Source organism: Prevotella sp. AGR2160, from assembly GCF_000424185.1.
Classification (GTDB): Bacteria; Bacteroidota; Bacteroidia; order Bacteroidales; family Bacteroidaceae; genus Prevotella.
This window is the reverse complement of the sequence record NZ_AUJK01000006.1, coordinates 47,488-59,837: the sequence shown is the minus strand read 5'-3', so window position 1 is coordinate 59,837 and position 12,350 is coordinate 47,488. Positions and strand designations below refer to the sequence as shown.

Sequence of the window (12,350 nt, the reverse complement as noted above, 5' to 3'; positions counted from 1 at the left end):
AGAGAACAATGAAGAAGAATCATTTAATCATCATAGCCCTTGCAGCCGTGGCCCTCACGGGCTGTAAGAGCCTCTACGGTGCCTATGAGCGTCCTGCGGTGAACACCAAGGGTATCGTGCGTGACGCCGTCAACGACCAGGACACGCTGGCGGTGAAGGACACGACGTCCTTTGCCAACATCCCCTGGCGCTCCGTGTTCACCGATCCCCATCTGCAGCAGCTCATCAGTAAGGCGCTGGAGAATAACCCCGACCTGCAGAATGCTGCCTTGAACATCGATCTCGCAGAGGCCCAGTTGAAGGCTGCCAAGCTTGCCTTCCTTCCTCAGGTCGTGTTCTCTCCGCAGGGACAGATCTCTTCCTGGGACTGGGGCAAGGCAACGAAGACCTACTCCTTCCCGCTGACTGCCAGCTGGGATGCTGACCTCTGGGGCAATCTCCGTGCTCAGAAACGTGGCGCCCAGGCAGCATTGTTGCAGATGCAGGACTATAAGGTCGCTGTTCAGACGCAGCTCATCGCCAATATCGCCAACTCTTACTATACGCTCCTCATGCTTGACCGCGAGATGGAGATTGTGGAGAATATGGCTGAGTTGACGAAGAATACGTGGGACATTATGAAACTCGAGAAGCAGACCATCGCCGGTGTCCGTTCTACAGCCGTGCAGAGTGCTGAGGCTGCCTATCTGAGTGTCATGACGCAGAAGGAGGATATCCGCCGTCAGATCCGTCAGACGGAGAACTCTCTGTCACTCCTCGTCGGTCAGCCTGTTCAGTCCATCGCCCGTGGCAAACTCGCCGACCAGAGTCTGCCGTCGAACTTCTCCACCGGAGTTGGTATCCAACTCCTCAGTAACCGTGCCGATGTCCATGCCAATGAGATGAAGCTTGTGCAGTGCTTCTATAATGTAGAGGAAGCGCGCAGCAAGTTCTATCCCTCACTGACCATCACGGGAACGGGAGCTTTCACGAACAGTGGTGGCATGATGGTGACGAATCCCGGTAAGATTCTCCTCAATGCCGTAGCCTCACTGACCCAGCCGATCTTCATGAAGGGACAGCTGACTGCCAATTTGAAGGCATCGCAGATCCAGTATCAACAGGCTTACAACACGTGGCAGAACAGTGTGCTCACTGCCGGCAGTGAGGTGAGTAACGCCCTCGTCCTCTATAACACTTCCGATGCGAAGATCAAGACCGAGGAGCGCCGTATCGCCGTGCTGAAGCAGAATGTCGAGGATACCCGTTCCTTGATGGCCAGCTCCGGGAGTACTTATCTCGAAGTGATCACCGCTGAGACGAACCTCCTCAATGCCGAGCTCAACCAGGTACAGGATCAGTTCTCGAAGATGCAGGCTGTCGTCAACCTCTATTATGCCCTTGGTGGTGGTGCGAAATAATATTTGATTTAAAAAGAAAAGACTATGAATCAAATCAGTGATAAAGCCGTTGTCTCGCCGAAAGCCAAGATCGGCGACAACGTCAGGATATTCCCCTTCGTCTTCATTGAGGACTACGTGGAGATTGGTGACAACACCGTCATCTTTCCTTTCGTGAGTATCCTTAACGGCACGAAGATTGGAAAAGGCAACAAGATCCACCAGGGATCGGTGATCGGTGCTCTGCCGCAGGACTTTGATTTCCGTGGTGAGCGCAGTGAGGTGGTCATCGGTGATAATAATGTCATCCGTGAGAATGTCATCATCAACCGTGCCACCCACGAGGGTCACAAGACCGTTATCGGCAACAACAACTTCCTCATGGAGAGTGTACATATCTCCCATGATACCGTTGTGGGTGACTATAATGTCTTTGGCTATGGTACGAAGATCGCCGGTGACTGTCAGATCGGTAAGGGTGTGATCTTCTCCTCCTCAGTCATCGAGAATGCCGGCACGCGCGTCGGCGATCTCGCCATGCTCCAGGCTGGTACACGTTTCTCCAAGGACGTGCCGCCGTATGCTATCGTTGGTGGAAACCCCATCGAGTATGAAGGGCCGAACAATCCGATGATGGATACGTGGCATATCGATGAGAAAGTCCAGCGTCATGTCGCCAATGCCTACCGCCTCGTCTTCCACGGACAGAACAGTGTCTTCGATGCCGTTCTGCAAATTAAAGACCAGGTGCCCGATGGGCCGGAGATCCGCAACATCACCTCTTTCATTGAGGCGACGAAAGCGGGAATCATCTCCAAGGAATGGTAAGATTCTTTTTATTCATACCTATATGAATTTACTCTGATAATAAAGAAGGGATCCGGCCGTGAGGCAGGATCCCTTTATTGGTTGAGTTAGGAGTTAGGAGTTAGGAGTTAGGAGTTTTGCGCTTCCTTGCGCTTGTAAAGCGCAAGCACTTGACGGCAAGCCATTCATACATGGCGCAGCCCTTTAGCTTAGTAGCTGACCTGGCAGAGGAAGCCGTTGGCGCGGACCTCACGGGCAATGCGGTCGAGCTCTTCGTGAGAGGCTTTCTGAAGCTCACGGTCAGGAGTCTCACGGTCGATAGTGTAGATCATGACTTCCCGGGGTTGAATCTTGATGAGGGCGCGGATCCACGGCTGTACATACTCATCGGAGGTGTTGTCGACATCGGATCCGTCAGCGCCTTTGCCTTTGAGAAACATGGTCTGGATGATGCAATGGCCGGAGAAGGCGGCGAGCTGTTCGATGATCTTCTTCACGTCGTAGTGTGGACTCACGGGGCGGTCGACACGGCGGATATAGTCAGGATCGATGGTGTCGAGTTTGAGTATGTTGTTGTCTACGCGCATGAGGGCAGCATGAACGAGAGGCTGATTCGTGAAGGTGGAGTTGCTCAATACGGAGACTTTCGCCTTCGGACAGTATTGGTCACGGATGCGGAGCGTATCGTCGATGATATCCGGGAAATCGGGATGGCCGGTGGGCTCACCATTACCGGCGAAAGTGATGACATCGGGTACTTGGCCGTCTTTCTGCATCTTCACAAGCGTCTCTTCGAGCGCTTGGGCGACCTCCTCACGCGTGGGGCGCTTGGCGTGGGGCGTATGGTCTTTGTTGTAGCCGCATTCGCAGTAGATGCAGTCGAAGGTACAGACCTTGCCATCGGCAGGCATGAGGTTAACTCCGAGGGAGAGGCCGAGACGGCGGCTGTGGACGGGGCCGTAGATCGGGGAGGGGTAAATGACTGTGCTCATATCGTGTTGTTTTTAATTATTTATTCGTGTTCAGGGCGGAACATCATTAGATTGATCCTTTGCAGGGGCCGTCCCTTGTGGCGGCCCGATGCCGGAACGGCATTCCAGAGGACGTTTCAAATCGGCGTTCCGCCGACGGGCCGCCACAAGGGACGGCCCCTGCTGTGGGTCTTTGGTTGTGCCCCTATGTGGAGGGATACGCTACAAAGTTAGAAAAAAATATTGATAGTTGGGCGAAAAGGGTAGAATTTAACGTTAATGAAAATTAAAGCCTCGCTTGTTCATTTCTTTTTTCGTATTTTTGCACCAAATTAGGTTTAAAGTATCTTGTCGACAATGGGAAAAAGTCGTAGAAAAGCCGGCGGCCGTCATGGCTTGCAGGTAGTGACGTTGTGCATCAGCACCGCCATGGTGTTGGTCTTGTTGGGAATCGTAGTCCTTTTCACACTTTCGGGACGTAACCTGTCCTCGTGGGTGCGGGAGAATTTTGTCGTGACGATGGTCCTTGACCATGACATGACGTACGGCGAGGCTCAGTCACTCATGACGACGCTCCGTGCTCGTCCGTTTGTCAACCAGCTCCATTATATCAGTCAGCAAGAGGCTCTCCGTGAGGGTAAGCAACAGTTGGGAGTTGATCCCACGGAGTTTGCCGGTGGTAACCCTTTCAATGCCTCTATTGATATTACGCTGAAAGCCGACTATGCCAATAACGACTCTTTGCAGTGGATCAGCAAGGAACTGCGGGCGTGTCCTCAGGCCGTCAAGGTGAGTTATGAGAAAGACCTCATTGAGAAGGTGAATAAGAATATTGCCAATCTGAGTGTTGTCTTCCTCGTCATCGCCCTGTTGTTGACGATCGTCTCTTTCTCACTGATCAACAACACGGTGAAACTTGGCATCTATGCCCGTCGCTTCACCATGCACACGATGAAACTCGTAGGCGCCTCCTGGGGCTTTATCCGCTGGCCTTTCGTTCGCAGTGCTATCGGTATCGGTCTGTTGGCGGCCCTCATCGCCAGTGTCGTCCTCGGCGGTTGTATTTATGGCCTTTATGTTTGGGAGCCGGACATGCAGACATTCGTGACATGGAAAGAGATGACCATTGTCGGTGTGACAGTTTTCGCCTTCGGCATCATCATCACGGGAATCTGTGCCAGTGTATCGGTGACAAAGTTCCTGAAGATGAAGGCGTCAGACTTGTATAAGATCTGATAGCTCTCGATAGAAAGCTATAGCTCTCAACAGAACATGATAGCTCTCAATAGATTTCAATAGAACACAATAGTAATTATTATAATGGATAAGAGAAATTTCGCATTCGACAAGGTCAACTACATTCTGGTGGCCGTCGGCATGCTCGTCGTCGTCTTGGGATTCATCCTCATGAGCGGCAGCGGGAGTAATGAGCACATGTTCAATCCCGACATTTTCAGTACACTGCGTATCAAGGTAGCCCCCGTGGTCTGTCTCGTGGGATTCCTGTCGATCATTTACGCCGTGGCACGGAAGCCGAAGGATAACGACAACACTAACGAGGAGGAGAAGTAAGTCATGGATCTTTTTCAGACGATTATCATCGCCATCGTGGAGGGCCTCACGGAGTTCCTCCCCGTTTCCTCTACCGGTCACATGATTATCACGCAGAATCTCCTCGGCGTCCAGCAGGGAGATCCTTTCGTGCATGCCTTCACGTTCATCATCCAGTTTGGTGCCATCCTCTCCGTTGTCTGTCTCTATTGGAAGCATTTCTTCCAGATGCGCAACCAGGAGGAGTTTAATGAGAAGATGACGTTCTACGGCAAACTGATTTGGGGCGTCATCCCCGCTGTCATCGTCGGCTTGGCCGCCAAGAAGAGTGGCCTGCTCGATTGGCTGTTGGACAGTGTGATGGTTGTCGCCATCATGCTCGTCATTGGTGGCGTGTTCATGCTTTTCTGTGACCGTATCTTCAATAAAGGCCGCAACGAGAACCTCGTGACGTGGCGCCGTGCCTTCATCATCGGATGCTGGCAGTGTCTGAGCGTCATCCCCGGCACGAGCCGCAGCATGGCGACGATCGTCGGTGGCATGCAGCAGAAGCTCACGCGTAAGAATGCCGCTGAGTTCTCCTTCTTCCTCGCTGTGCCGACGATGGCCGGCGCCACGCTCCTTGACCTCATCGACATGTTCAAGGAAGGAACAACCTGGGCTACGTCTCAGAACATCTTCCTGCTCATCGTGGGTTGTGTCATTGCTTTCGTCGTGGCTATGCTGGCGATGAAATGGTTTGTCGGCTTCCTGACGAAATACGGTTTCCGCCTCTTCGGCTGGTACCGTATCATTGTGGGGGGCGTCATCCTGCTCTTGTTGGCTACAGGACATTCACTCGTCATGGTTGATTAAGCGCATGGATTTTATCAAAGGAGAAATCTTCGCCGTTGACAAGCCGTATAAGATGACGAGTTTCGGCGCGCTGGCGCATGTCAGATACGAGCTCAGTCATGCCCTCGGCCGTAAGGTGAAGATCGGCCATGCCGGAACACTCGACCCGCTGGCTACGGGCGTTCTCGTGCTTTGTACGGGAAAGAAGACGAAGGATATCGAGGAGTTGCAGAAGCACCAAAAAGAATATACGGCGACGCTGCAGCTCGGCGCAACGACGGCGAGCTACGATATGGAGCATCCCGTCAATGCCACTTACCCCACGGAGCAGATCACTTTGGAGAAGATCCAGTCTGTCCTGCCGCAGTTTATCGGAGACATCGAACAGGTGCCGCCGACCTACAGTGCCGTGAAGATTCATGGCGACCGTGCTTATCAGTTGCGGCGGGACGGCGAGGAGGTGAAACTCAAGCCGAAGCTGGTGCATATCGATGCCATCGATATCGTGGACTTCGATGTGGCACGGATGTTGCTTACGATCCATGTGACGTGCGGTAAGGGTACGTATATCCGTGCCTTGGCGCGTGATCTCGGTCGTGCTCTCGGCAGTGGCGCTTATCTCACGGCCTTACGTCGCACGCGCAGCGGTGGCATTACCGTTGATGATTGTGTCGATTTCGATCATATCAAAGAGTGGATCGCCGCGCAATTGTAGGGACATGATTCATCATGTTCCGTGCACCGATGAATAATAATGAAATATAAGGAGACAAAATATGAAGTTATCACAATTCGATTTCAAATTGCCTAAGGAGCAGGTGGCCCTTTATCCCCACCGTGCCGAACATACCCTTACGCGCAGTGACGGCAGCAAGGAAACGTTCACGGTGACGCGCCGCGACGAGTCCCGTCTGATGGTGCTGCACAAGAAGAGCAGTGAGATAGAGATGTACCGCAAGGGCGGCGATGGCAAGCCCGACGAGGGTAACTATCTGCAGTTTCTCGATATGCTCGACTATTTCGGTGACGGCGACGTGTTCGTATTCAACGATACGAAGGTGTTCCCCGCCCGTCTCTATGGTACGAAGGAGAAGACAGACGCAAAGATCGAGGTATTCCTCCTGCGTGAGCTCAATGAGGAGATGCGCCTGTGGGATGTCCTCGTGGAACCGGCGCGTAAGATCCGTATCGGCAACAAACTCTTCTTCGACGATACCTCGACGATGGTGGCTGAGGTCATTGATAACACCACATCGCGCGGCCGTACGCTCCGCTTCCTCTATGACAGTCCCCATGAGGAGTTCAAACGGAATCTCTTCGCTCTTGGTGAGGCCCCGCTGCCCCGCTATGTCATCGACAACCGGGAGGACCATCACGCCACGAAGGATGACTTAGAACAGTTTCAGACCGTCTACGCCAAGAATGAGGGTGCCGTGACGGCGCCGTCTACGGGTCTCCATTTCTCTGAGCGTATGATGAAGATGATGGAGATCAAAGGCATCGGTGCCGCCTTTGTCACGCTCCACTGTGGTCTCGGCACGTTCCACCCCATTGAGGTAGAGGATCTGACGAAACATAAGATGGACTCCGAGCAGATGCTCATCGGCGCTGACGCCTGCCATAAGGTTAACAAGGCTAAGGATGACGAGCATCATGTCTGTGCCGTCGGTGCCAGTGTGGTGAAGGCTACGGAGACCGCCGTGGGAACAGACGGTCGCCTGAAGGAGTTTGACGGTTGGACGAACAAGTTTATTTTTCCACCGTATGACTTCGGACTGGCAGACTCGATGGTCGTAAACTTCTATCATCCTGGCTCAACACTGATGATGGAGACGGCAGCCTTTGGCGGTTATGACAATGTCATGAACTGTTACGACTTGGCGCTGAAGAATGGTTATATGTTCGGTTGCTTCGGCGATAGTCTGTTGATCGTGAACGATTAAAGAAATGCACAATGTGTATTTAGGCCTGGGAACAAACCTGGGGGATAAGGAGCGGAATATATCCTTGTCCATAGAAAAGATAGAAGCGATGATCGGGGCTGTGACGCGCCGGTCATCGCTTTATGCTACGAAGCCATGGGGATTCCAGTCGGAACATGACTTCCTGAATGCCTGCGTCTGTGTGGAGACGATGTTGTCGCCGCGACAGGTGTTGGAGAAGACACAGGAGGTCGAACGACTCATGGGACGTACGGAGAAGAGTCATAACGGTGAGTATCACGACCGCCTGATTGATATCGACATCCTTCTCTACGATGATCTCCATATCGATGAGCCCGACTTGAAGATTCCTCACCCGCTGATGCACGAGCGGGACTTTGTGATGGTGCCGTTGAGGGAAATATCCCAAAAATAAAAACTCCCGCCTATTATAAAATAGGTGGGAGTTTTATTTTTGTGGGTGAGGCTTATTTACTTTCTCAGACCCAGAGCCTTGACGATAGCACGATAGCGGTTAACGTCACGGTCGTAGAGATAGTTGAGGAGGGCACGACGCTTACCGACGAGCTTCGTGATGGCACGTGTGGTGACATAGTCCTTGTGGTTCTTCTTCACGTGCTCTGTCAGATGAGCGATACGATAAGAGAAGAGAGCGATCTGGCTCTCTGCGCTACCGGTGTCCTGGGCATTCTTGCCGTTCTTCTCGAAGATCTCAGCCTTCTTTTCCTTGTTCAAATACATTGAAATTGAATGATTAATTGTTGTCGCATCATTACATCCTTCCCTCGCCAGCCGCCATCATCACAACGGGTTACGAGGTCGAATGCATAGGATTTTCCTAAAATGCGGGTGCAAAGGTACAACTTTTTTGAGAAAGGTGCAAATATTCCACTTATTTTTTGTACTTTTGCAGCCAAATACAAATAGCTATTTAAGATTTATTCAGATGCAAGACATTAGAAACATTGCCGTTATTGCGCATGTCGACCACGGAAAGACAACGTTGGTAGACAAGATGATGCTCGCTGGAAAACTCTTCCGTGACGGACAGGATAACAGTGGGGAGGTCCTCGACTCCAATGACTTGGAGCGTGAACGTGGTATTACGATCCTCTCCAAGAACGTTTCCATCAGATGGAAAGGCACGAAAATCAATATTCTCGATACACCGGGTCACTCTGACTTCGGTGGTGAGGTGGAGCGTGTGCTGAACATGGCCGATGGCTGCCTCCTCCTCGTTGACGCTTTTGAGGGCCCGATGCCTCAGACCCGTTTCGTGCTGCAGAAAGCCCTGCAGCTCGGTCTGAAGCCTATCGTCGTCGTCAATAAGGTTGATAAACCCAACTGTCGGCCGGAAGAGGTCTACGAGATGGTCTTCGACCTGATGTGCGACCTCAACGCTACCGAGGACCAGCTCGACTTCCCCGTTGTCTATGGCTCTGCCAAGAACGGCTGGATGGGTCCTGACTGGAAGACGCCGACGGATAACATCGACTATCTCCTCGATCTGATCGTGAAGGTCATCCCTGCTCCGAAGCACCTCGACGGTACGCCGCAGATGTTGATCACTTCTCTGGACTACTCCAATTATACCGGCCGTATCGCTGTGGGCCGTGTGCACCGTGGTGTGCTGAAAGATGGTCAGAACATTACAATCTGCCATCGTGACGGCACGCAGGAGAAGACGAAGATCAAGGAGCTCCATACTTTTGAGGGTATCACCCATAAGCAGACTCCCGAGGTGGAGAGTGGTGATATCTGCGCCGTTGTCGGTCTGGAGAAATTCGAGATCGGTGATACCATCGCCGACTTCGAGAATCCGGAGCCGCTGCCGCCGATCGCCGTTGATGAGCCTACGATGAGTATGCTCTTCACGATCAACGACTCTCCGTTCTTCGGCCGTGAGGGTAAGTTCTGTACTTCCCGTCATATCCAGGAGCGTCTCGACAAGGAGTTGGAGAAGAATCTCGCCCTCCGTGTCAAGCCCGTGGAAGGCTATACTGACCGTTGGATCGTCAGTGGCCGTGGCGTGCTGCATCTCTCCGTCCTCATCGAGACCATGCGTCGTGAGGGCTTCGAGCTGCAGGTAGGTCAGCCGCAGGTTATCTACAAGGAGATCGACGGCAAGAAGTGTGAGCCTATTGAGGAGTTGACCATCAACGTGCCGAATGACTATTCTTCCAAGATGGTTGATATGGTGACGCGCCGTAAGGGCGAGCTTGTCGGTATGGACAGCGAGGGTGACCGCGTGAATATCCAGTTTGAGATTCCTTCCCGTGGTATCATCGGTCTGCGTACGAATGTCCTCACTGCATCCCAGGGTGAGGCCATCATGGCACACCGTTTCAAGAACTATCAGCCTTACAAGGGTGAGATCACGCGTCGTACCAACGGTTCCATGATCGCCATGGAGACTGGTACCGCCTACGCCTATGCTATCGATAAGCTGCAGGATCGTGGTAAGTTCTTCATCGATCCGGGAGATGAGGTCTACGCCGGTGAGGTTGTCGGCGAACATGTGCACGACAACGACCTCGTGATCAATGTCACAAAGGCCAAGCAGCTTACGAATGTCCGTGCCAGTGGTTCCGATGAGAAGGCTCGTGTGATCCCGAAGGTAGAGATGAGCCTTGAGGAATGCCTGGAGTACATCAAGGAAGACGAGTATGTAGAGGTGACGCCGAAGAGCATGCGTATGCGCAAGATCATCCTCGACCACCTCGAGCGTAAGCGCGCCAACAAGGAATAATTCCTTCTCGTAGGGGCACCCCTTGTGGGCGCCCATATGGAAAAACGCCTGCCGGTCAGGCAATATTTTCCCATTCAAGACGTTTCATAGAATAGAATCAAAACGCTATTTTATGAAACGTCTTTTTTTATCTCTTACCTTAGTGGCAGCCGCTCTTGGTGCTCAGGCCCAGTCGGAAGTGGGCACAGTCTCCATCATTCCGCGTGTCGGCGTGACAATCAGCAGCATGTCGGATGATCCTCTGGCAGTTTCGGATGTTGCTGTCCTCAAACCACAGTATAAGCCGGGCTTCGTAGCCGGTGCGGATCTGCAATATCAGTGGACGAAAAATGTCGCGGTGTCGCTCGGTGCTTATTATGCGTTGCAAGGCTATCATTATAAGGATTATTCTTCCTCATCTACAGAAGGAAATAAGTATAAGGAACAGGACTACTATGACCTGTCACAGAACTTAGGTTATATCCAAGTACCGCTGATGGCCCATGTCTACGTGGCGCCGGGCTTGTCGGTGAATGCCGGTCTGCAGGCGGGCTTTCTGGCCTATGCGAAATGGAAGTCGACGCTGACGAGTTTCACCGAGACGACCAGCTCGGACGGTACTGTCCAGCGCGAGTATGATAAGATTGACGGACAGGACGCGAACAATTATCAGTGGGATACGAAAAATAAGGATGAGTTCAAGTCCTTTGGTCTCACGCTGCCCCTCGGCGTGTCGTATGAGTATGAGCATGTCGTCCTGGATGTCCGTTATAACTTCCCGCTGACGAAGGCCGTGAAGGATCAGAACAGCCGCAACAAGTCCTTCTGGTTCTCTGTGGGGTATCAGTTGTAGGGCCTACCTTGCGCTTGCAAAGCGCAAGCACTGAACGGCAGGCCTTTCACGGGCGGATCATGATAAATCATGTCCCTACAGAGTGGGGTATACCAAGTTTTCGGGCTTGATGTTCTCGAGAACCTCCGTGAGATATTTGCGGGCCTCCCATTTGGCCATGGGCAGGTCGTGGAGGAGATAGTTGCCGCAGTCCTGGGGAGCAGCGCCGGGGACTTCTCCCTCATAGTCAGCGATGAAACGGAACGTGCGCTTCATCAGTTCCACAATATCCTTACTCTCCAGATCACCACGCAGCAAGAGATAGTTGCCCGTGAGACAGCCCATGGGGCCCCAGTAGATCACGCGGTCTTTCCATTCGGGGTCGTTGCGCAGATAGGTAGCGGCGAGATGCTCGATGGTATGGAGGGCGCCGGCGTGGACAACGGGCTCGCGGTTCGGCTCTTTCATGCGGATATCAAACGTCGTGATGACTTCTCCGCCGACCTCATCCTTGCGGCTGACATAGATGCCACGCAGGAGCTTGAGGTGATTGATGGTAAAACTCGGTATTTTCTTCATGATTTTGCACGTATAATATTATAATGTAAACTTATAATGACTTCAAGAAATCTTTCGTCACATTGAAGCTGCCCTCTGCCATCCGGTTCCAGAAATCAAAATACTGTGCCGCCTTCTCGTCTTTCAACGGCACATCACTGATGATGCGGAAGGAGATGAATGGCGTCTTGTAGATATGACAGGTCTGGGCGATGCTGCAGCTCTCCATATCCACGGCCATGGCCTGCGGAAAGTGGGAGAGGATAGACTGCATCTTCTCTTTCGTATCCACAAACCAGTCACCGCTGACGGTAAGGCCGGCGACGACTTTCTGTTGGGGACTGTTCAGGCTGATGGCTTTCTCAACATATTCTTTCGGAGCATGGAAACGGGCCGGCGTGCCGATGAGCTGACCATATTCCACTTCCTCACCACAGTATACATCATGATAGGTCGTCTCAGCGGCCACGACGACATCGAGCGGGTTCAGCTCCGTGCTCGCGCCACCGGCGACACCGGTGGAGATCACAAGATCGGGGGCGTAGTTGTCGATCATCTCCACGGCACCGATGGCGGCATTGACCTTTCCGATGCCGCACTGCTGCATGATGATCTGATGCTTTCCTAATTTTCCCAGAACGAAGTCCTTATGATGATAGCGCTCGGTGTCAGCGTCATCTAACAGTGTGCGCAACTGGGCAAATTCTTTGTCCATTGCAACGATTATTCCTATTTTCATTGATTTTT

14 protein-coding genes are annotated in these 12,350 nt (G+C 52.5%); 10 read left to right on the top strand and 4 right to left on the bottom strand.

What is annotated here, in order from left to right; translation table 11 throughout:
• The first annotated feature begins 8 nt into the window (after window positions 1-8).
• Window positions 9-1,400 carry an efflux transporter outer membrane subunit gene (locus tag G604_RS0105675; protein WP_028909721.1) on the top strand — a complete coding sequence of 464 codons (1,392 nt, stop codon included), beginning with the start codon at window positions 9-11 and terminating at the stop codon, window positions 1,398-1,400.
• A gap of 24 nt (window positions 1,401-1,424) precedes the next feature.
• Entirely contained in the window at window positions 1,425-2,207 is a 783-nt protein-coding gene (lpxA, locus tag G604_RS0105670) for an acyl-ACP--UDP-N-acetylglucosamine O-acyltransferase (RefSeq protein ID WP_028909720.1), read from the top strand.
• 188 nt (window positions 2,208-2,395) lie between these two features.
• Here the strand turns inward: lpxA and G604_RS0105665 are convergent, their stop codons facing one another.
• Window positions 2,396-3,178 carry a radical SAM protein gene (locus tag G604_RS0105665; protein ID WP_028909719.1) on the bottom strand — a complete coding sequence of 261 codons (783 nt, stop codon included), beginning with the start codon at window positions 3,176-3,178 and terminating at the stop codon, window positions 2,396-2,398.
• A 336-nt stretch (window positions 3,179-3,514) separates the two neighbouring features.
• Here G604_RS0105665 and G604_RS0105660 point away from each other — a divergent pair, with 336 nt between their 5' ends.
• The 6 genes from G604_RS0105660 to folK all read left to right on the top strand — a co-directional run bounded on the left by G604_RS0105660 (window position 3,515) and on the right by folK (window position 7,900).
• Window positions 3,515-4,393 carry a cell division protein FtsX gene (locus G604_RS0105660; RefSeq protein ID WP_028909718.1) on the top strand — a complete coding sequence of 293 codons (879 nt, stop codon included), beginning with the start codon at window positions 3,515-3,517 and terminating at the stop codon, window positions 4,391-4,393.
• An 84-nt stretch (window positions 4,394-4,477) separates the two neighbouring features.
• Window positions 4,478-4,729 (top strand): DUF3098 domain-containing protein, encoded by a 252-nt coding sequence (locus tag G604_RS0105655; protein WP_028909717.1) that lies wholly within the window; start codon window positions 4,478-4,480, stop codon window positions 4,727-4,729.
• 3 nt (window positions 4,730-4,732) lie between these two features.
• Window positions 4,733-5,563 (top strand): undecaprenyl-diphosphate phosphatase, encoded by an 831-nt coding sequence (locus G604_RS0105650; protein WP_028909716.1) that lies wholly within the window; start codon window positions 4,733-4,735, stop codon window positions 5,561-5,563.
• Window positions 5,564-5,567: 4 nt separating this feature from the next.
• The gene (gene truB / locus G604_RS0105645; RefSeq protein ID WP_028909715.1) at window positions 5,568-6,257 is read left to right on the top strand and encodes a tRNA pseudouridine(55) synthase TruB; all 690 of its coding nucleotides are present in this window, start codon (window positions 5,568-5,570) and stop codon (window positions 6,255-6,257) included.
• 61 nt (window positions 6,258-6,318) lie between these two features.
• The gene (gene queA / locus G604_RS0105640; protein WP_028909714.1) at window positions 6,319-7,485 is read left to right on the top strand and encodes a tRNA preQ1(34) S-adenosylmethionine ribosyltransferase-isomerase QueA; all 1,167 of its coding nucleotides are present in this window, start codon (window positions 6,319-6,321) and stop codon (window positions 7,483-7,485) included.
• 4 nt (window positions 7,486-7,489) lie between these two features.
• Window positions 7,490-7,900: a 2-amino-4-hydroxy-6-hydroxymethyldihydropteridine diphosphokinase gene (folK, locus tag G604_RS0105635; protein WP_028909713.1), complete on the top strand. Its 411-nt coding sequence runs from the start codon at window positions 7,490-7,492 to the stop codon at window positions 7,898-7,900.
• Between the two features lie 56 nt (window positions 7,901-7,956).
• Here folK and rpsO read toward each other — a convergent pair whose 3' ends face one another.
• Window positions 7,957-8,226, bottom strand: coding sequence for a 30S ribosomal protein S15 (gene rpsO / locus G604_RS0105630; RefSeq protein WP_028909712.1), 270 nt, complete (start codon window positions 8,224-8,226; stop codon window positions 7,957-7,959).
• 205 nt (window positions 8,227-8,431) lie between these two features.
• Here rpsO and typA point away from each other — a divergent pair, with 205 nt between their 5' ends.
• Both typA and G604_RS0105620 read left to right on the top strand, forming a co-directional pair.
• Window positions 8,432-10,234, top strand: a complete 1,803-nt coding sequence (typA, locus tag G604_RS0105625) for a translational GTPase TypA (RefSeq protein ID WP_028909711.1) — start codon at window positions 8,432-8,434, stop codon at window positions 10,232-10,234.
• A 112-nt stretch (window positions 10,235-10,346) separates the two neighbouring features.
• Window positions 10,347-11,066: a porin family protein gene (locus G604_RS0105620; protein ID WP_028909710.1), complete on the top strand. Its 720-nt coding sequence runs from the start codon at window positions 10,347-10,349 to the stop codon at window positions 11,064-11,066.
• 75 nt (window positions 11,067-11,141) lie between these two features.
• Here G604_RS0105620 and G604_RS0105615 read toward each other — a convergent pair whose 3' ends face one another.
• Window positions 11,142-11,624 carry an S-ribosylhomocysteine lyase gene (locus tag G604_RS0105615; protein ID WP_028909709.1) on the bottom strand — a complete coding sequence of 161 codons (483 nt, stop codon included), beginning with the start codon at window positions 11,622-11,624 and terminating at the stop codon, window positions 11,142-11,144.
• A gap of 31 nt (window positions 11,625-11,655) precedes the next feature.
• On the bottom strand, window positions 11,656-12,342 hold the full coding sequence (locus tag G604_RS0105610; protein WP_028909708.1) for a 5'-methylthioadenosine/adenosylhomocysteine nucleosidase: 687 nt from the start codon (window positions 12,340-12,342) through the stop codon (window positions 11,656-11,658).
• Between the last annotated feature and the right edge of the window lie 8 nt (window positions 12,343-12,350).